Source organism: Paenibacillus sp. Root444D2 (assembly GCF_001426375.1).
In the GTDB taxonomy this organism is placed as follows: Bacteria; Bacillota; Bacilli; order Paenibacillales; family NBRC-103111; genus Paenibacillus_E.
Genome location: NZ_LMEO01000050.1, coordinates 487,369 through 508,535, shown reverse-complemented (window position 1 = coordinate 508,535; position 21,167 = coordinate 487,369). Strand labels below are relative to the sequence as shown.

Sequence of the window (21,167 nt, the reverse complement as noted above, 5' to 3'; positions counted from 1 at the left end):
TCCGGCAACCTCAAGTGAGCAAATCGTTCAATGGATTCCGATTTAAGCCGTTTATCTGATCATGCTTACGAACTAATACCGTGCAGCGGAATACGAATTTGCGCTTTCGTCCCGATGCCGAACTTACTATAAAGCGTAACACCGTATTCGTCGCCAAATGCTAATTTGATTCGCTGGTCAACATTGGTAATCCCATAACCCGAGACGTTGTCGATTTTACTCAGAGCACGTTCCATTGTTTCAGTCCGCATGCCCATACCGTCGTCGATCACTTCCAGATAAATATCACGATCATCCTTGTACACCTTGATGATGATATTAATTCCAACTTCATCGTCCCACACGGCATGATTGATGGCATTTTCGACAAATGGCTGTAACGCCAACTTAACCGTCTGATAAACAAGTACGGAATCGTCAATCGCATAATGGAGCCGAAGCAGTCCCTCGAACCTAATCTGTTGGATGGCGATGTAATACTTGGTGAGTTTGATTTCTTCACTGATGGGCAATATCATTTTTCCTTTATTTAAAGAGATCCGGTAAAACTTGGCAAGGTGTGAGACCATTTCATTAATGGTGTTATCTCTGTGCTTAACGGCTAATGCTGAGATAGACGCCAGCGTATTGTATAAAAAGTGCGGATTGATTTGGGCTTGCAGCATGTTCATTTCCGCTTCTTTCTTCGAAATTTCCTTCTTGTAGACTTCATTAATCAGTTCTTTCAGGCGACCTGTCATTTTTTGGAATGCAAAGGATAACTGGCCAATTTCGTCATGCCCCATAAACGTCATGTTGACATTGAAATCTTCCCGTTCTACCCGCCGGATAACTTGAAGCAGGGATTCAATCCGTTTGGTGAAGAACCGTGCGGTTATATAAATCAAAACAACGGAGATCGCTATGCTGCTCAAAGCAATGATTAGAATTCGCTTGGAGGCGATTTGAGCGTTGGTAATAAAGCTTTTGTAAGGGATGACAGAAATCGTTTTCCAGCCATTCTTGATCGTATTGTAAACGACGAGCGATTTCTCTCCATTGTACATACTATCGAAGCTTCCTGAGTTTTTCTCACCGAAAGTACCGGGGATTAGTGTGCCGATATTTTGGTTCAGAAGCGCTTTGTTGCGGTTAGATAAGATATTTCCGTTTTCGTTAACGATATAAATGTCTTTTTGTTTATCTTCCTTTTCCATAAGCCGATAAATGTCGGCTTCGGCAATATCGAAGGTAAGGATACCGTAAGGAAAGTTAAGGCTGTTATTATTGAGCAAACGCGCCAGCTTGAATACAGGTTCAATGCCAGTAGTTGTTGCGGATACGCTGTAAGTCACATTCCCGTAAGAATGGGAGATTGACTCGTACCAATTGGTTGCTTTTGCCGCAGCATCAATTCGCTTAATATATACGCTGTCCGCAGGAAATGTCGTATTGCTCGTGTAGATGGATACCGCACGGATGTCGGGATTAGTTGCCAGTACATTATTAATCACATTATTGAAGTAAATGTACGAATCCAAGTAGTCAGTACTGTTTTCGGTGTAATCTTTGGTCAGCAGCAACCGCAGCGTATTATCCAAATAAATGGATGCGGATATTTTTGAATAGGAATCTAGCTTCGTTTCCAAGTTGGCGTTAAGCTGATCTGTCGTTGCAATCATATTGGTATAGATTTGCGTCGTTAGTTCCCGTTTGGTCGTGTCATAGGAATATTTGACGAAAAACAATAAGGGTAAGATCGAAACGATGCAAAAGACGGCGAACAACTTGCTGCGCAAACTGAGATTAAGAAATGTTTTGGCTACAAACCGGAGTGGCATTGGCAATCGTGCTTGTATCATAAAAGTTTTTTCCTGTATTCGTTGGGTGTCGTTCCTTTGAACTTCTGAAACACAGAGCAAAAATAAGAGACGTTTTCGTAGCCAACGGATGCAGCAATCTCATGGATTTTTTTGGATTTGTCTTTAAGCAGTTCAGCAGCATGATGAATCCGTACACGGGTCAAATATTCCAATATTGTTTCTCCTGTTTTATCTTTAAATATGGTTCGCACGTAATTGGGTGACAGATACACCTGTTTAGCGATATCCTCGATGGTCAACTGTCTGCTGAAGCTGCGGTCGATGAGGTTTGCGATTTGATGAATGATATGAAGATTCTTGTCCTTGTCCTTTTCCTTCATTAGGGAAAGGATGAAATGGCAGACCTCCAAGATGTGATTTTCGATTTCATTTATGGTGGAGTAATTGGCGATACGCTTCCAATCGTCGACATACATCGAATTGACGGAGTCACCCCCGAGTAAATTGGCAAAATGCTGCTCAATGGCCGTAATAAGCCGCAACGAGCTTGAACATACCAGGTCCCGGTCGACCTTCGAGGTGCGCATAGTATCAAAGAAGTCTTGAATCACGGTGATAGCCGCAGATTCCTGCAAATGTGAAATAGCATGACAAAGTGATACAATTGCCGGTTCAGTGTTCACCTCTTTGAAGACTGGCTCGACAGCTTGATTGGCCTTTGTACACGATCCCAAGCCGTAATAAAATTTGCTTTCATTCGCTCGTTTAGCGCCTGCACATAAATCGTATAGGCTTTCGAGACCCATACCAACGTCGGATACGCCGATTGAAAGGATAGCGTCGTTGCTGTCGTTTACATACCGAATCAGTTGCTCCGCAGCATGGCAAAGTTCTAATGACGAGGTATCAAGCTTATTGCAGATAAGTACGAATGTTCCTTCCTTGATTTGACAGAGAAAGGAGCGGGGGATTTCCGCCTGTGTGAAATTGCGGATAAGTGACACGAGCTCCACACCATAATTGCTGGATGGGTCAACTGTTATATATAATATTTGAAAAAAACCGCTCGAAGGTATCATAGATGGCAGTAGTAACATTTTATCAATCCATTGGGATCTAACTATGGGACTACTTTCCAAGACCAGCTCCTTCAGATAGGTCTCTTTTAGTACTTCAGAGGTTTGGGAAGAAATCCGGAATTCCTTGCATTTCTGTTTGACTTTCTCCATTAATTGCTGTAGCTCTCCCATATCAAGGGGCTTCAACAAATAGCCGATCGCTTCCACGGAAAGTGCTGCTTTAATATATTGAAACTCATCGTGTCCACTTAGGAATACGATCTGGACATTGCGATTGATTTGTTTGGCCCGCCTGCTAAATTCCAGTCCATCCATAATCGGCATACGAACGTCCGTTAATATGATATCAGGTCGAAGTTCTTCCATGCGCTGAAGCGCTTCTCTGCCGTTCTTCGCCGTTCCAGCAACACGAATGCCCATATCTCCCCAACGAACGTAATCGGCCAGCATCTCGAGCTCCATTTTTTCATCGTCTACAAGCAGTATACTGTACATTGAAAGCGTTCCCACCTTTCCAAACGCTGATATTACTCAAATTTATTGTAAAACGTATAACTCAAATAAACAATGACTTCTCAAAAGGATCGTTCATTTGGAATACGTTTCTGAAGATGCTTGTATGGAATTGTTTTCTGCTCATTCCTATAATGAGAGTATACAAAATGATTGGTTGTGACTGAGCGGCACAAGCCGCCGCAGCCTGGAAAAGGCGGGTTATACGTATGGAAGCGCGACTGAAAAGGATGAAAGGACAAAAATATTTATACTTAATGATCCTGCCCGCCTTCATCTCTACCATCTTATTTTCATATGGTCCGATGTTCGGCTTGTACATGGCGTTCATCAATTACTCGCCCGGCGGTGGTTCCTTTATCCACCAATTTTTTGCGAGCAAGTTTGTCGGTTTCGAGTGGTTTCGATACTTCTTTACCAGTGGTGATTTTTATATCATCATGCGCAATACGATTGCGCAGAGCTTCTTATCGCTGTTGATTGGATTTCCGGCTCCGATTGTGCTGGCCTTAATGATTAATGAGGTGAAGAGCGGCTTATTCAAAAAAGTGGTACAAACGGTATCGTATCTGCCTCACTTTATATCTTGGGTCATAGCAGCAAACATCATCATAACGCTGCTATCCTCACAGGGGCTGATCAACAAGTTACTGATGCTTTTGCACATCACGGAGGAACCGGTACAATTTTTCCAAAATGGCCATTACTTCTGGGGGATCATTGCTGTCTCCAATATGTGGAAGGATATGGGATTTAACGCAATCATGTATTTGGCTGCAATTGCCGCTATTAATCCCGAACTATATGAAGCAGCAAGAGTTGACGGTGCCAGCCGATTGCGCCAAATGTTTCACGTCACACTTCCGTCTTTACGCCCAACGATCGTAATTCTGGCTATTTTGTCAATTGGCGGTATCTTGAACGCGGGTTTCGATCAGCAGTATTTGTTGCAAAACAACACCATCTTGAAATATTCTGACGTTATCGATACCTATACGTACCGCTACGGACTGCAGAACGGCATGTTCTCTTATGGCGCTGCGGTTGGGTTGTTCAAATCGGTCATTGCCTTCATTTTGGTTATCAGCGTTAATACATTGTCCAAGCGAATGAATCAACAATCATTGTTCTAAAACGAAAAGATAGGAAAGGGTGGGTATGAATGAGAACAAGATCGCGTGGCGATATCGTCTTCGCCGGGTTCGTTTATGTGTTCCTCCTTCTGGTATTTATCGCAACGTTCTACCCCTTCTGGAACATTCTCGTGCTGTCTGTAAACAGTGCAGATGATACGATCCGTGGTGGCATTTATTTCTGGCCGAGGGAGTTTTCCTTTACAAGCTATACGCAAATATTATCCGATCAAGAAATCCTCAATGGGGTCAAAGTGACATTAGCACGCACACTGATCGGCACCCCCCTCGCCGTTCTGGTAATCAGTCTGCTTTCTTACCCGCTCAGCAAGCGTGATTTGGTCGGCGGGAAGTTCATCACACTTTTCTTCATCTTTACGATGTATTTCGGCGGCGGCTTAATCCCTTACTATATGATCTTAAAGAGTCTTCACCTGATAGATACCTTCTGGGTGTATATTGCGCCAGGTCTTATGAATGTGTTTTTTATGATATTGGTACGTACATTTATTCAGCAACTTCCTGGGGAATTAGATGAATCTGCAAAGATGGACGGCGCGAACGATCTGCAAATTTTCATCAAGATCGTATTGCCGCTGACGACTCCGGTACTTGCTACGATTGGGTTGTTTACGGCGATCGGCCATTGGAATTCTTGGTTCGATTCCTATGTATTCACCTATAAGCCTGAACTTAAGACGCTGCAGGCCGTTCTCGTCAAAATTTTGAATCAGTATCAGACGTCAAATATGGTGTCAGATGCGCAGCAGATGGCGAATTCTGCCAAACGACTCGCCGTATCGTCGGATTCGATCCGCATGGCTGCAACGATCGTCGCAACGCTGCCTATTGTCATTGTGTATCCGTTCCTGCAAAAGTATTTTGTCAAAGGCATGACCGTGGGAGCAGTTAAATCCTAGTCCAGTATTCTCATTCTTGAAAGGCGGTGGTAGGAGCACAATCCACAGCGGATAGGACGATATCACATCAAGCAATGCAATCAGCTGTTATCCATACAATTAGTCAAGGGGGAATGTATGCCATGTTCACGACCAAGAAAACGTTCAAGGTGTTGCTTTCAACGGTTCTTATGGGTTCCGTCATCGCCGGTTGCTCTACGAAGGAAAATACGGCTTCGCCAAGCGATAAGCCGGCTGCTACAACCGATAGCAAAGCTAACGATATGACTCCTATTAAAATGACGTTCTTTGATAAAAATACAGGTGATGCCTTCACGAACGAGGTTGCCAAGGAAATTACGAAACGGACAGGCGTTACGATTGAAATTCAGCAACCAACGGGCAATCCTTCAGAAAAGTTGAATCTGATGCTCGCCAGCAGCGATCTACCGGATATTGTGCTAATGGACCGCGGGGGAGATATCGTCAACAAGTACATCGCTGCAGGGGCGATTATTCCGCTGGATGATCTGATTGCGAAATATGGTCCCAATGTGAAGAAAATGTACGGGGACACTCTGAAAAAGACACGGTACACCGACGGGAAAAACTACTATCTTTCTAACTGGTACGGCCCTGGGAACGAACCCGTATTCGGCATGAATATGCGCATGGATTGGCTTAAACAGCTTGCTCCGGACAAAGTTGAAGGCGGAAAGCCGTTCTCAGCAGATGAATTCGAAGCGCTGCTGAAGGACTTCAAAGCAAAGTTTGGCAAAGCGGACGGCAAAGACGTATTTCCGATGACTTTCAATGGTGAAAATATCGGCGCTGTGCTCGGAACATTCAAAGGCATGTGGGGGATGAAGTCCTTCTTTGAAGATAACGGAACGCTGAAGTACGATGTGAAGGACCCGAAATACAAGGATATGCTGATGTACTTGAACAAGCTGTACCGTGAGGGCTTGATCGATCCGGAATGGCCGGTCAATAAGAAGCAAACGTGGGAGCAAAAGATTTCTAATGGGCTCGTATTTGCAACGCCAGGCGCTTACTGGGATCTCGGGACTTCTAACGGCGTGCTCAAGAAGGCAGGCGGACCTGAAAAGCAGCTGTACTCTTATAAGCTTGTAGGACCAGGCGTTGATCCGGCCAAGACGACATTAGGGCCGAGTAGCACGCTCGGTTGGGATGCGATTGCGATCACGAAGACGAACAAAAATCCAGAAAGAACAATGAAGCTCATCGATTTCTTGGCTAGCGAAGAAGGCCAATATCTGCTCATGTGGGGCATAGAGGGCGTGCACTGGGATATGAAGGACGGCAAGCATGTGCCGCGTCCGGAAGTGCTCCAAGGCTTTAAAGACGACTGGGATAACTACGTGAAGAAAACCGGTATTCGCAAATGGACTTGGTTCATCAAGAGCGGCAAAGGCTCCGACGGTACGGTGTACGATATGCCGGTCCGTTACCAGCGCGGCGAGATCGACCAAATGGCGCTGAAGAACTTGTCCGATTCGACGTGGGATACAACGGTATATGATAACCTCGGCCCTGCCGGCGGCACCCCGGATGCGCTCGTCAGCCAGAAGGTTTCAGATATTATGAGCCAAACGATTACGAAAGTCATCATCTCCAAGTCCGATACGGATGCAGCCGCTCTATTCGATAAAATGCTTGCCGATATGAAGGCAGCTGGCGATGAGAAAGTGGAGAAAATCATTAACGACAACTACAAGAAACGCATGGATCTTTGGAAATAAGAGAGGATGCAGATCAGGAAGCCGAGGCACCGTTCCGGCTTCCTTCTTCATTTAAATGTCTATAGGCATGAAGGGAGCAGGATTATGATGACAACCAGTACGATTACCATTCAAGAGTTAAATGGGCAAGTGGTTGGAGAAAATGGGATATGCCGAATAATCGTCGATCTGGCGAGCGGATTAACCGATTATGAATGGGATTCCGGTAGCTGCTTGAGCGGCGCTTACAGCGCAGCGCGGATCGAAGGAGGCAAATACGTTGCTTCGACCGAATATTCGGAGCACAAACTGGCCGCTAGCAGCACTCAAATGATCCATGATGATTTCGGTACAGGCTGCCGCTTCTCTGTGATTCATTCGGCTGAATTGCTTCCGGTCATGACGCAGACGTTTTGGCTTTATGAAAAAGTGCCATACTTTTTCGTTCGGGTTGAGATGGAGGGTGTATCGGAAGCATTGGAGACAAACTATATGTCTCCATTGACAGCGGACGCAGCTAAGGGATCATCGGCGATTTCTTTGGAAATAGCGGCAGAGGAACTGCGCGCGTTGTTGGTGCCTTTCGATAACGATAAGTGGGTACGTTACGAATCAACCGCCATGCCGAACCAGCTGGAAAGCTATGAGGTAACGGCTATTTTCGAACCTGCATCGAGAAAAGGGCTAGTTGTTGGTTCGGTTACCCATGATACATGGAAAACCGGTCTGAAAGTGATCGGACATGAAGGAGCGGCTATTCATCATCTGGAGGTATACGGTGGAGCAGCAGGCGAGTATACGCGCGATAGCATTCCTCACGGTACGCTGATCGGCAAAACGATTGCTTCACCGCGTATCTTTGTGGGTATGTATGCGGATTACAGAACCGGACTAGAAGAATACGGAAAAGCCAATGCTGTGATAGCTCCACCTCTTCAATGGGAACACGGCGTTCCATTTGGATGGAATAGCTGGTCGGCGGCAGGGGGAGAGCTCGATTACGAGCTTTACACCCATACGTCGGACTTCTTAAAAAGCTTGCACGATGGCGGGTTTCATCATCAGGGGACAGTTTATATTAACTTTGATTCCTTCTGGACGAACTTAACACAGCAGCAGCTCGAAGACGCTGTGCGTTACGTTCGCGACAATGGACAAAAGCCCGGTATTTATTGGACGCCTTTTGCCTTCTGGGGGAACGATTTCGATCGGGTTGTGGAAGGCACGGACGGTAAGTATACATACCGTGATCTCCTGCTGCGTGATGAGCAAAGGCAAATTTTGCCCGATTTAGACGGCGGACTTGCGATTGATCCTACGCACCCTGGCAATCTGATGCGGACGGAGTGGCATCTTGAACGGTTTGTCAGGTGGGGGTTCGAGTACATTAAACTCGACTTCCTTGGACACGGTGCTTTGGAAGGCGTGCACTTCGATAAAGAAGTGCGTACAGGGCTTCAAGCGTACAACCTTGGCATGGCGTTGATCAAGAATAGGCTTGATCCCAAGGTTATCGGACGTCCATTCTTTATCAACTTGTCCATCGCGCCGATGTTTCCACATCAATACGCCCATAGCAGGCGCATCTCATGTGATGCTTTCGGTACACTGAAAGATACGGAGTATATGTTGAATTCACTAACATATGGTTGGTGGATGAATGGGACCATCTATCCTTTCAATGATCCTGACCATACGGTTCTGTACAAAAGCTTTAACCAAGAACCTACGATGGTTCAGGAAGGCAGGAGTCGTCTAAACGCTTCCCTTATTGCCGGAACGGTTCTTCTGATGGGGGACGATTTCCGTAAGGAGGAAGCAAGAATCAGGGCAGAGGACTGGTTAACCCGGGCGGAGCTTATAAAAATTGCAAAGACAGGAAGAAGTTTTGTTCCGCTTGAGGGAAATACCGATGCGGCGTCTGATGATGTTTTTTTCCAAATGGCAGATGACGACTGTTATATAGCTGTGTTTAACTATAATAAAGATGAAACGGTTGAGAAACGTATATCCATCGAGCGTATGGGTCTGCCCAAAAATGCGACTTATGAGCTGCATGATCTATGGGAGGGAACCGCCAATCAGTCATCAGGAGACATAAGCGTTCGCTTGGAACCGGCGGAGTCGAAGATTATTAAGTTGATTCTTTAGCGGGAAGGAGCTGCTTCGGCAGCTCCTTTTTTGCGCGCTAGAGTGATTAAGGGGTAAGTCTAAGCTTACCCCAATTTAGCCTTTTTTCATGCTTTAGAGCTGCTTTTGGCTGGAATTGTTGTATTTTTTGAAACAGTTCTGTGGAAAGTGCGGATTACCTTGCCTAAAGTTGTGCAAAAGAGACCGTCGATTCATTCATTCGCGGTAGAATAATGTTGTAAAAAGGAATCAATTTCATAATTCCAACCCTTGCTACATAAGGACTTATAGCGCATTCAAAAACAGTCACCTACCCAAGATATCCATTGGGTGCCAAGAATTTCATGTTATTCTCCGTTTTAGTACTAGAAATCAGGGCATTTAAGTGGTTAAATCCCTTTCTGAATTCTGTAATCGGTTTGAATGTCAATAGCTCGTACGATGTTTATGGCGCCTTGTGGGAAAATAGTGCTTTAATAGTGAAATTAGCTCCTTAAGGTTTATCCGATGATATTTCTATCGAATCCACACTTCATTTGAACGTTAAGAGTCTTTAGGGACTTCTATTTTTACATAATACGGTGAAAATGAAGAGATAGCAGTCTCTAAAGGCTCTTATGAACGTTAAGAGTCTTTAGGGACTTCTATTTTTACATAATACGGTGAAAATGAAGAGATAGCAGTCTCTAAAGGCTCTTATCCGATTGCTTTTCTCCCGAGTTCACACTTTACTTGACGGATAAGAGCCTCTACAGACTCTTATTTTTACAAAATACGCTGGAAATGAAGAAATAGCAGTCTCTAAAGGCTCTTATTCAACTGCTTTTCTCCCGAATCCATACTTGGAAAAATCGGACTTTTATTATGAAATTGACTAAAAAGTGCAACAATTGAATGCCTAGATCCAGCCTTTCACCCCTCGATGTTGCAGATTGTACAACAATTTGGCCCAATATAGACCATTTCACAACAAATGTTGCTCAAAATGTTGTACGAAATGCAACTTCAAGTTGCAAAATAGCCTTTTGGCGTGTGAATTGTTGTAGAAAATACAACATTGGTAATCACTATTGCCCATCTGCCCTCACGAAAGCTGAATGACTCTAAAATCACATTTTGGAGTTGTGAATACCCGTTGTGAATCAATCGACAGTCTCCAAAATACAACATTTCACGGATAAGCAAATGAATGTAAGCATATACGTTTTGAGAGTAATTTGGTTTGCATCAACAATGGTGACGGGAAAGATAATAGAAGCAAGAATGAAGGCCAAACCAAACCGAAGTTGCCTGAAAATCATCTTCTAAGTTCCGAATCAGCGCGTAGGCTATCTCCGTGCCGAGAACATCTCCCAGCCTATTGACAAATAAACTATATTTCGATAGCATCATTTGTGAAACGGACAATTGTCCGTAAATTTAGCATTAGACAAGAGAGATCAGCAGAGGATGCTGAATCGGATGGAGGGAATACATGTCTTCAGGTAATAACAATGCAGCAACAGAAGCCCCGTTTTCAATGCGAAGCATACTAGGGCCTTTGGTAGCAATTGTGGTTGGGATTTTCATGGTCATATTGGACGGAACGGCGGTAAACGTTGCTCTTCCCAAGCTGCAGGAAGAATTTAAACTATTGAACTTGTCCTTAGTACAATGGACCGTGATCGGATATGCACTGGCACAAGCCGCGGTCATTCCTTTAGCGGGCTGGCTATCCGACAGATTTGGCGCTAAGAAAATTTTCTTGATCTCGGTAGGTCTATTCACGATCGGTTCTGGCCTATGTGCGCTGGCTAATTCGGTTGAAATGCTGATTACTTTCCGTATCATCCAAGGCCTGGGTGGCGGTGTTGTGGTACCGATTGCTATGGCATTCATCTATCGTCTGTCGCCGCCGGGAAAAGTAGGGGCAGTTATGGGCATGATGGGGATTCCAATCTTGCTAGGTCCGGCACTAGGACCTGTCGTTGCAGGCTGGTTGGTTGAATATCACAGCTGGCAGTGGATCTTCCTGATTAACCTGCCTATCGGTGTCATCGGTATTATCCTCGGAATCCGTACATTACCGAATATTGGGCGGCAGTCGGTTGCATCCTTGGATTTACTTGGCATGCTGTTAGGTCCAATTGCTTTTGCAGCGCTAGTGTACGGTGTTTCTAATGGCGGTATTGACCCGATTACCGGGAAATCCACTTGGATGGATGCTGATACGCTGATTGGCTCAGGAATCGGTATTGTAGCGCTTATTTTATTCGTTATTGTGGAGTTAAGACGTGAGAATCCGCTGCTCGAGCTTCGCGTTTTCCGCTCAGGTAATTTTACAAAAGGGATCATCGTGCAATGGATTTCACAGATTGCGATGTTCGGAACTATGTTCCTTGTCCCTCTATATTTACAACAGGCCCATGGTTATAGTCCTTTGAAGACAGGGCTCATCATGCTTCCGCAAGCTCTGGCTTCCGGTTTATTTATGCCAATTGGCGGTAAACTGTCAGATCGTTTCGGAGCGCGTCCGCTTGTCTTGGCGGGAATGGCTCTTACAACGATTTCAGCCTTGTTACTATCCAATATTTCTGGCGATTCAGGTGTAGGTACAGTGATCCTGCCGCTTGCACTGCTAGGTGCGGGAATGGGACTGTTTATGATGCCTCTCAATAATCATTTGATCCAATCAGCACCTCAGAATTTGGTTGGGCGTGTAACGTCGCTAACGAACGCCGCACAGCAAGTTATGATGTCCTTCGCTATCGCCATTTTGATGACGATCTTTACAACGAAGATGAAAAATTTAATGGTTGAATCAGGTAAGCAGAAGCCGGATTTAGACTTGTATGCTTCTTCCTTTGGATACACGTTCTTAGTTCTGCTGGGTATCGCGGTTGTCGGCGGATTGCTAGGTCTTATGCTGCAAAAGCCCAAGAAGTCGGAAGGCGAGTCCACGGACGGTGCAGAAATTCCAATAATGGTTGGTCATTAATCTGACAATTTGTTGCGAAAAATAATTTTATAGAAAACGAAAAGCCCGGTCCAAGTGGAACCGGGCTTTTTTCGCATGACATAGTAAGATCATTGATTTTGTGAGCTGCTGCTGGAGGATTGATTTTCTTTAAATGCCTCTGCTGCTTCCTCTGCGGAAAATTCCGTATCATCTTTACCTGGGACAGGCATTTTGTTTAACTCCGTAGACTGTACTTCTGCCTTTGTTGCTTGATTATCTTGATTGGGCATGTGACACCTCCTTTATTAAAAATAACAACAAGGAATAGTTTTCCACTTTATCAAATTTTTATACCGATTACGTCGATTGGAAATGCTTTCTGAAAAACGACTAAAGAAATATGAATTGTTGTCCGTCAATCATGCTGTTGTAGTTTTTTTCTATATTTCATCGGTGTCGTGCCTACAAGCTTTTTGAAAGCCTGGCAGAAATACGGGAAATTGTTCATCCCCACCTCAATGCTGATCTGTTCAATCCCTTTGTTGCTAGTTATTAAAAATAGACAGGCTTGTCTGATTCGTCTCGCGAGAATATAATCCATCAACGTAGCGCCGGTTTCTTGTTTAAAGATACGTGAAACATAATATTTGGATATATGCAGATGATCCGCTAACGTATCGAGTGAAATTTCTTCTGAATAATGCCCCTCTAGCCAATTCATGATTTTTTCAGAATAACGAAGCTGTCTATGTGGATTAAATCCATTTCCATTTTCAATTGGATTTCCAAATCCTTTTGCATAGAGAAATTGAAAAATCTGCAGCAGGAGTAAAGCGAAATTTTGCTGTTTGGCATCGTGCTGATATATGGAAAATCCTGCATGATGATGCTGAAATAATTGGCTGATAAAGCTATTATTATCAATTTGTTGGAGCACCTGCTCTTCGAGTTCCTTTTTCCATAAATGCTGAAAATAAGCATTCAAGTGTGGAAATGAAGCAAAATAGGGTTCAAATATAGAGGGCTCTAAGGAGATAATCGTTCGTTCGAATGGGGCATCCGGATGAACTTCAACTTGAATGTGATGTAATTGATATGGTTGCAGGTAGAGGAAGGTGCCAGACTGAATCGTGTAGACTTTGCTATTCACCACAATTTGCCCAGTGCCTTGATACACATATAAAAATTCCATCCCCTGATGGCAATGGTAGAATCCTTTATAATTCTCTGTCGTTATCTTGCGATAGCTAAAGCGATAGGGGATTTCGTGTAATTCTACATCTTGTAAGAATTTCATCGTCTGCTGCCTCCTGATGATTAGCTCAGAATAGTGTAACATGTCCTAATCAATCATGACAAGAAAACAACAATTCCATGTAATACAGTGTAACTATAAAGCAGACAGATTTAATATAATGCAAGAGAGCCATTGCCTAACGTGTGAGTTAGCAATGGCTCTTTGGTTCTCTTTACCGACTAAATGGAAGTGTTTCTGTCTTGGTTTACTTTAACATCCTTTAATCTGTATTCTGTCAGCGAAACCCCGAAGTGCTTTTTAAAGGTCGTATAAAAATAATTCGACTTCTCAATGCCGCATTTCTCTAAAATATCGTTAATAGGCAGGTTAGTCTGCTCTAAATAATGCTTCATATGTTCCATACGTACAGTTGTTATATATTCGGCTACCGATTTACCAGTTGAAGTCCGAAATAGCTTGCCGAGGTACACAGAAGAGATGGACAACGCATCTGCGCAGCTACTTAGGGAAAGATTCTTATTGGGAAACATATTCTGAATCATGTCTACCACTGTGCTGACGATCTCATTCTTCTTTTTGTCTTTGGCACCTTCTTTTAAATGAATAATGTCATCGAACAAACTGAAAAATGATCGCTCGAGCTCATCCAATGTCTCCAGCCCCGTAACATGTTTAAGAAAATCAATGGAGATTGAATTAAGCTTCGATTGTGACCCTTCGACGATCTGATTCATGGAAGTGTGGAGGGAGTAACTCAGATAAATAATAGAATTGATAATGTTGCCGTAAGAAGCATGCTCCATAGTTCTAATCATGTCTCGGTATAATTCCTTTGCGGTTTCACCATTTCCTAGCTTAAGAGCGTCTATAAGCTGTTTTTCCTTTGCAGCCGGAAACATAAAGGCAACATCATTTACTTCATGCAATAGTGTTGGAGTCAAAATGCTAGAGTGCCCATATTTCAATCTGTACATGGAAAGGCCCAATGTTTCTTCATAGACCTGCTTGATATGTTCTGCTGAATCTACAACATAGCCAAGCGATGCCGATAAGGATAAGTCAAAGTACTGATGGCTATGGCTCTGAATGTCAGCCACGATGCTCTCAAAAGTTTCATACAAGATGTCTGGAGGATCAGGTGAATCGGTAAGGTCTACCAGAACGACAAGTTGGTCGGCCCCAATATCGATCACTTCATTACTATAATGCTGTGAAGTAACTTCTCCAGCTACATTTGCAATAGCATACTTGTAAATCGATCGGTCCTTATCCGTGTACTTCGCTACAAAATCTTGATAGTAATCAATTTTTAATAGATACAGAAACAGCTTATTTCTAAAATTCAAATTAATAAGAAGCTCTTGTTCTTTCGCAGCCATGCGCTCTGAGGAAAGAATAACGTGCCCGTTTATCACTTTTTTTAGGAAATCGTTCTTTAGGACGGGAGTGTTGTCACGCTGCATAGTTTCCAAATCATTCGTTTTATTGATGAGAGCACCAATGGGCTGGTAAAGCTTTCTTGAAGCGAGAAAGGCAAAGAACACGCCTAAGAGTAGTACGATAAGACAGAATAATAAGGTGATATAGGTGTTTCTTCTCACTGCGGAAAAAACAGTCTCATACGGTGTAATACTCAGAAACTTCCACCTTAATATCTCGGAAGATACATAGGAGACAAGCACTTTTTTTTGATGAAGCTGATCAATGATCGTGCCGGAAGGAGCTGTTGAAGAAAGGATTTGATGCATGTAGTTTTGATCTGCAATATTTTCCATGAACATATCTGGGGACGACTCGCTAATGACGACCCCTTTATCATCTACAACCATAATTTCATTGCCATCGCTGCTCATTTTATTATCCAAGGAAGTGATCGTCAATCTCAACCAGTCCGCATCAACATTTAGTACGATTGCATTATTAAAGTTTGCTTGATTGTCACTCGTGTCTAACAAAATATACGTATAGACATTTGTGAGTTTCGTCTGGGTGCCATTTGGATTTGTGATTTTACGTGGAATGGGATAAAGAATCGGTAGCTTCTTTTGCTCGGCCACATGTAAAGCTTGAACAATTTCTTGGTCAAAGAATTCGGAACTGTAATAAAATGTGCCTGGCGCTGAAATGAAAGTGTCAAGCTTCCTATTATAGATATAAGCGGAATGAATGTACGTGTTGGGGATCGTGAGCGCATCCAGAGTCCTGATGGCGTTGCCAAAAGTTAGAATATCTTCATTGTTACTGTTTGCAAAAGCAATGATGTAGTTGTTGAGGGACAGCGATTTGCAAAAATTCTTAGCGAGATTGTCCATATAAACCGAGCTGTAGCTGATCTTGGACAAGATGTTTTCGTTCATGCCTTTAACCATAGCACTGGTTGAGGTGGTGTAGTTGTAGTACAGCAATGAAGAGAGCGCCAAAATCAAAGACGTGATAATAGCAATAAATGAGATTAATAATTTTTTATAGATACTTATCTTTCTTCTAGAGACCACGCTATTCATGCTGACCACCCTCGTCTCGTATTTTCGTTCTCTTACGTACATTAAATGTATTATATCCACCTAAATATCTCAATAAAAAAGCCGTTAAAGGTTTATTATTTAGAGTTTTGTTAATTTTTGTAGCCATCCAAAATTTAAAAATTGTAGTTTTATCTCTTTTTATTGTATTCAATTTGGATAGACGAGACTTATGATGGGGGTACCAAAATAATTTAGATTGCCTACCTAAGGAGAATGCCAATGAGTAATGTTACATTGCAACACAAATTCAAAAAACGAGGAAAAGTTCGTCACTCTATACCTGTAATAGGAGAACTTGTTAAGAATAAGACATTTTACTTTATGATGCTTCCCGGACTGATCTACATTCTTGTCATGTATTACCTGCCTATGTTCGGCGTTGTCATCGCTTTTGAAGAGTATAATCCGATTAAAGGGATTTTCAAGAGTAAATGGATTGGATTTACGAATTTTAAGTTTCTATTCAAATCGGATGCTATTTTTCAAATTACATTCAATACGATCTTCTATAACTTAATCTTCATTATATTAGGAATTGGTTTATCACTCATCATTGCCATTCTGATAAACGAAATAGGCAATCGCTTTCTTGCAGGAGCTTATAAAAGCATCATATTGCTTCCATATCTCTTGTCTTGGGTGGTAGCAGAATATTTATTATTTTCTTTTCTAAGCATGGACAAAGGAATAATAAACAGTTTTCTGAATGTATTTGGGATTGAGCCTGTTCTGTGGTATTCAGAACCCAGCTATTGGCGGTTTATTATACCTGCGGCTTATGTATGGAAGAACATCGGCTACTTCTCGGTTATTTTTGCGGCAGGAATTGCAGGGATTTCCGGAGAGTATTATGAAGCTGCGAAAATGGATGGGGCAAGCAAGTTTCAACAAGCCATCAAGATTACCATTCCAATGCTAGTACCGATCACGCTCACTTTACTGCTTCTTCAGGCTGGAAAAATCTTTTACGCTGCATTTGGGGATTGGGGATTGTTTTATAACCTGCCCAAGGAGTCAGGCGTGCTGTTCAGTGCCACAAATGTAATCGACACCTATGTTTACAGATCTCTGAAAAGTATGAGCGATTTCGGGATGTCTTCCGCTGTAGGATTGTACCAATCATGCGTTGGATTTGTCCTGGTTCTTGCATCTAACTTTTTGATCAGACTCTATGATCGTGACAGCGCACTGTTTTAGGAGGATGATTGCATGAACAAACGATTTACAGTATCCAGCACGATAATAAATTTATGTTTTATGGTGTATTGCGCCCTATGTCTGATCCCGCTCTTTGTTGTACTTTCCATTTCGTTATCCGATGAGCAGTCTATATTCCAGTTCGGCTACCATCTCATTCCCTTGAAACTTAGTCTGAATGCTTACCAATTCATACTTAATGGAAACTCACCCATTATCAGAGCCTTCCTTGTTACCGTCATCGTTACACTCGTAGGTACACTATTGCATCTTATTATTTCGTCTTTATTTGCATATAGCCTTTCAAGAAATGAAGTGAAGTATAGGCATATCGTGTCCTTCTTGGTTGTATTCTGCTTATTGTTCAACGGAGGATTAGTACCTTGGTATATCCTGCTCTCAAAGTACCTTCACCTGAAAGATTCGCTATATGTGCTCTTCGTACCTTACTTAGTTTCATCGGTCAATGTTCTTATCATGAGGAATTTTTTTAAAGCCTCAATTCCAGAATCAATAATAGAGTCTGCAAGAATTGATGGTTCGGGTGAGTTTCATACTTTTATCAAGCTCGTCGTTCCTTTATCGACGCCAGTGCTCGCAACCATCGGTCTTTTTACAGCAGTTTTTCTTTGGAATGATTGGTTTACTGCCGCATTATTCATTGAGAACGGCAAGCTGTATACGTTGCAGTTTCTTCTTCAGTCCATTATGAACAACATCGCGTTCCTCCAAGGGAATGCTTTGACTGCGAAAGCCGCAGCCGCCCAACCCGACGAGACGGCCAGAATGGCAACATGCATCATTTCAGTGGGGCCGATCGTTCTCGCATATCCTTATTTGCAGAAATATTTCGTTAAGGGCCTTACATTGGGTGCAGTGAAATCTTAAGGCGTGGCTTTATTGGGCGTGGGCCCATTTAGCATATATAAACAAATATGGAGGTCTGACAATGAACAGAACGAAGAAGAAGGCAAAGACACTTGGTGTACTAAGTCTTGGTTTCACGATCGCACTCGTTGGATGTGGTAAACAAACGGATACTACAACAACATCTGCAACTCCAGCACCGAAAACAACGGAATCGGCGGTTCAACAAACAGCAACCCCATTAGCGCCAGTTGAGCTTACTTATTACTTCCCTAACTCACCTCAGAAGGATTTGCAGACCGTAGAAGATGCCGTAAATAAACTTATCCAGCCGAAAATTAATGCCAAGGTTCACCTGAAGCTAATTGATTGGGGTGCTTACGAAGAGAAAATGAAAGTCACCATGGCTTCTGGCGAGCCATACGATCTTGTCTGGACGGCAGGTAATTTCAATAATTATTTTCAAAATGTAGCAAATGGAGCTTATGCCCCATTAGAAGATTTGATTGTTAAATACCCCGCCATGAAGAGCGGGATTCCTGATATGTTTTGGAATGCTGTAAAAGTAAAAGGACATATTTATGGCGTACCTGTCTTCCAACAGTCAACGGCAGGGTATGGTTATTTAATACAGAAGTCAGTAGCGGATAAATATAAAATTGACTGGAAATCGGTCACCAAGTTATCGGACCTAACACCTTTCCTAGAAACAGTCAAGAAGAACGAGCCTAATCTTATACCTTGGGAATATAGCCAACAGATCGATCCATTCCTTACTGCACCTCCAATGTTTGGCATGGAGACTTTAGGAGATCCTAAGACTCCCGGAAATCTTTATTTAAAAGATGGAGGCAAGGTTGTTAATCAATATGAGACGCCAGAATTCAAAGCCTATGTAACGATGATGAGAGACTGGTATACCAAAGGATATTTAAAGAAAGACGCTGCAACATTAAAAGAAACCTCAGCGGATCGGAAGGCTGGAAAATATGCGCTTGAATTGGGTCAGATCGATAGTGACTCCGTAGCTTTCGCGCAAGCTGGCATGGAAGCATCAGGAAGAATGTCCAACTTCAATCCAGCTATACAGTCCTATGACTTCCAGTTCGTGAAGCCGCTGCTTACAACCGACAAAGCTTCAGCGACGATTACTGCTATCTCTGCAAATTCGCCAAACAAAGAGAGAGCCATGATGTTCCTCAATCTGCTTAACACCGATAAAGAAGTCTACAACACGCTTGTTTGGGGCGTTGACGGTAAACATTATAAGAAAGTTGCTGATAACCGAATTGAAACGAACAAAGACGGGGGCTACCAAATCTTCGCTCCTTGGGAATTCGGTAACATGACACTCTCTTATTTATCAGAAGGTGATCCTAAAGGAAACGATACTAAGTTTACCCAAATGTGGATAGATCTTAATAAAAACGCCACACCTTCCAATGCGTTAGGATTTGTATTTGACTTTACACCTGTGAAGGCAGAGAAGGCGAACACCGATGCAGTCATTGCTGAGCTTTATTATTCTTTAGCTTCTGGTTCCATCGATCCTGACAAGTACTTACCGCAATTCCTTGATAAATTAAAACAGGCTGGCTCAGACAAGATTATCGCTGAAAAGCAAAAACAACTCGATGCTTGGAAAGCTACAAACAAATAATTTACACCAGTGCAGGCTTCCTTCTTATTTGGCGTAGGAAGCCTGCAACCTAATGAGAAGCTGCATGATATGGAATAAGAGATTCAAAAATCAATTTGGTAACGCTTACATTATGCAAAAGGAGAAAAATCAAATTAAGAAAGTTACTGCTGCATTAATTGGAGCTGGGCAAAGAGGGGCAGGTGCGTATGCTCCTTATGCATTAAAAAATCCGGAAGAACTTCAATTCGTTGCTTTTGCAGAAGCTGATCCTGAACGAAGGGAGCTTTTTCAAAAAGCACATTGTATTCAAGACGCCAACTGTTTTTCAAACTGGGAAGAACTCCTTGAAGGCCCAAAGCTGGCTGATGCCATTCTGATTTGCACCCAGGATAACATGCATTTCGAGCCTGCGAAGAAGGCATTGGAGAAAGGATATCATGTTCTCTTAGAGAAACCGATGTCACCGGATCCATTGGAATGCATCATCATGGGTGAATACGCTGAGAAATATCAACGTGTATTTTCAATTTGTCATGTGCTTCGCTATACGGATTTTTTTGCAAGGATTAAAAAAATGATTACAGATGGAAAAATAGGTAAACTCATTTCGATTCAACATACGGAAAATGTGGAGCATCGTCACCAAGCCCACAGCTTTGTACGAGGCAACTGGAGGGATTCGGAAGTTTCGAGCCCGATGATTCTAGCAAAAAGTTGTCATGACATGGATATTCTACAATGGATTGTCGACTCGGACTGTACGAAAGTTTCTTCATTCGGCTCATTGACCTATTTCCGTAAAGAAAATGCGCCAGAGGGGGCGCCTAAGTATTGCTTGGACGGCTGTCCCGTGAAAGATGAATGCCCGTATTATGCGCCCAAAATGTATATTGAACGAGATGATTGGGTGGGAGAAGTATTGCGTACGGTTGTCAGTAATAACACGAGCGACGAGGGTGTACTTCGTGAATTGAAGGAAGGCCCGTATGGAAGATGTGTCTATCATTGCGATAACAATGTTGTAGATCACCAAGTAGTCAATTTGGAATTCGCTAATGAAGTGACAGTCGCATTTACGATGAGTGCCTTTACCTATGAAGGTGGCAGATCGGTGAAGCTGATGGGCACACACGGCCAAATCAGAGGCGATATGGAGAAGAACATCATTGAAGTGACTAGCTTCGTAACTCGGGAGACAGAAGTCATTAATCTTGACGTGGACATGGAAGGGCATGGGGGTGGAGATACGGGTATTATGCGAGACTTCGTACGCCTAGTTCAAAGTGAGGGTAAAGAAAAAGGACTTACCGGTGCAGATGTTTCCGTTAAAAGCCATCTTATTGCATTCGCCGCGGAGAAGTCGCGTTTGGAGAGCAAAGTAATACGGATGAAAGATTATATTAGTGAATTGAAAAAGCAGGATTTTCGATAAGCAAAGATAA

Annotated in this window: 14 protein-coding genes; 9 read left to right on the top strand and 5 right to left on the bottom strand. The window is 42.9% G+C overall.

Annotated features, from left to right (window positions below; all coding sequences use genetic code 11):
• Positions 1-65 precede the first annotated feature (65 nt).
• Together ASD40_RS29650 and ASD40_RS29645 are read right to left on the bottom strand one after the other, a co-directional pair.
• The gene (locus ASD40_RS29650) at positions 66-1,841 is read right to left on the bottom strand and encodes a sensor histidine kinase (protein WP_057306727.1); all 1,776 of its coding nucleotides are present in this window, start codon (positions 1,839-1,841) and stop codon (positions 66-68) included.
• Complete coding sequence (locus tag ASD40_RS29645; RefSeq protein ID WP_057306726.1) at positions 1,838-3,376, bottom strand: response regulator transcription factor; 1,539 nt, start codon at positions 3,374-3,376, stop codon at positions 1,838-1,840. The genes ASD40_RS29650 and ASD40_RS29645 overlap by 4 nt, the downstream gene beginning before the upstream one ends.
• 227 nt (positions 3,377-3,603) lie before the next feature.
• Between ASD40_RS29645 and ASD40_RS29640 the strand changes: the two genes are divergently transcribed.
• The 5 genes from ASD40_RS29640 to ASD40_RS29620 all read left to right on the top strand — a co-directional run bounded on the left by ASD40_RS29640 (position 3,604) and on the right by ASD40_RS29620 (position 12,275).
• Positions 3,604-4,527: an ABC transporter permease gene (locus ASD40_RS29640; RefSeq protein WP_057306725.1), complete on the top strand. Its 924-nt coding sequence runs from the start codon at positions 3,604-3,606 to the stop codon at positions 4,525-4,527.
• A gap of 29 nt (positions 4,528-4,556) precedes the next feature.
• Complete coding sequence (locus tag ASD40_RS29635) at positions 4,557-5,447, top strand: carbohydrate ABC transporter permease (RefSeq protein WP_057306724.1); 891 nt, start codon at positions 4,557-4,559, stop codon at positions 5,445-5,447.
• 122 nt (positions 5,448-5,569) lie between these two features.
• Positions 5,570-7,189 carry an extracellular solute-binding protein gene (locus tag ASD40_RS29630; protein WP_057306723.1) on the top strand — a complete coding sequence of 540 codons (1,620 nt, stop codon included), beginning with the start codon at positions 5,570-5,572 and terminating at the stop codon, positions 7,187-7,189.
• Positions 7,190-7,273: 84 nt separating this feature from the next.
• Positions 7,274-9,319: an alpha-galactosidase gene (locus ASD40_RS29625; RefSeq protein WP_057306722.1), complete on the top strand. Its 2,046-nt coding sequence runs from the start codon at positions 7,274-7,276 to the stop codon at positions 9,317-9,319.
• A gap of 1,453 nt (positions 9,320-10,772) precedes the next feature.
• Complete coding sequence (locus ASD40_RS29620; protein WP_057306721.1) at positions 10,773-12,275, top strand: MDR family MFS transporter; 1,503 nt, start codon at positions 10,773-10,775, stop codon at positions 12,273-12,275.
• Between the two features lie 89 nt (positions 12,276-12,364).
• Here the strand turns inward: ASD40_RS29620 and ASD40_RS38325 are convergent, their stop codons facing one another.
• The 3 genes from ASD40_RS38325 to ASD40_RS29610 form a co-directional block, all read right to left on the bottom strand.
• Positions 12,365-12,526 carry a hypothetical protein gene (locus tag ASD40_RS38325; RefSeq protein ID WP_164484193.1) on the bottom strand — a complete coding sequence of 54 codons (162 nt, stop codon included), beginning with the start codon at positions 12,524-12,526 and terminating at the stop codon, positions 12,365-12,367.
• Between the two features lie 125 nt (positions 12,527-12,651).
• Positions 12,652-13,533 (bottom strand): AraC family transcriptional regulator, encoded by an 882-nt coding sequence (locus ASD40_RS29615; RefSeq protein ID WP_057306720.1) that lies wholly within the window; start codon positions 13,531-13,533, stop codon positions 12,652-12,654.
• 179 nt (positions 13,534-13,712) lie between these two features.
• Positions 13,713-15,998 (bottom strand): helix-turn-helix domain-containing protein, encoded by a 2,286-nt coding sequence (locus tag ASD40_RS29610; RefSeq protein WP_057306719.1) that lies wholly within the window; start codon positions 15,996-15,998, stop codon positions 13,713-13,715.
• 240 nt (positions 15,999-16,238) lie between these two features.
• Here ASD40_RS29610 and ASD40_RS29605 point away from each other — a divergent pair, with 240 nt between their 5' ends.
• The 4 genes from ASD40_RS29605 (at position 16,239) to ASD40_RS29590 (ending at position 21,157) form a co-directional block, all read left to right on the top strand.
• Positions 16,239-17,216, top strand: a complete 978-nt coding sequence (locus ASD40_RS29605; RefSeq protein WP_082562538.1) for an ABC transporter permease — start codon at positions 16,239-16,241, stop codon at positions 17,214-17,216.
• 12 nt (positions 17,217-17,228) lie between these two features.
• Entirely contained in the window at positions 17,229-18,104 is an 876-nt protein-coding gene (locus tag ASD40_RS29600) for a carbohydrate ABC transporter permease (RefSeq protein ID WP_057306718.1), read from the top strand.
• A 61-nt stretch (positions 18,105-18,165) separates the two neighbouring features.
• On the top strand, positions 18,166-19,743 hold the full coding sequence (locus ASD40_RS29595; protein WP_057306717.1) for an ABC transporter substrate-binding protein: 1,578 nt from the start codon (positions 18,166-18,168) through the stop codon (positions 19,741-19,743).
• Positions 19,744-19,807: 64 nt separating this feature from the next.
• Positions 19,808-21,157, top strand: a complete 1,350-nt coding sequence (locus ASD40_RS29590; RefSeq protein ID WP_321166619.1) for a Gfo/Idh/MocA family protein — start codon at positions 19,808-19,810, stop codon at positions 21,155-21,157.
• Positions 21,158-21,167: the final 10 nt, after the last annotated feature.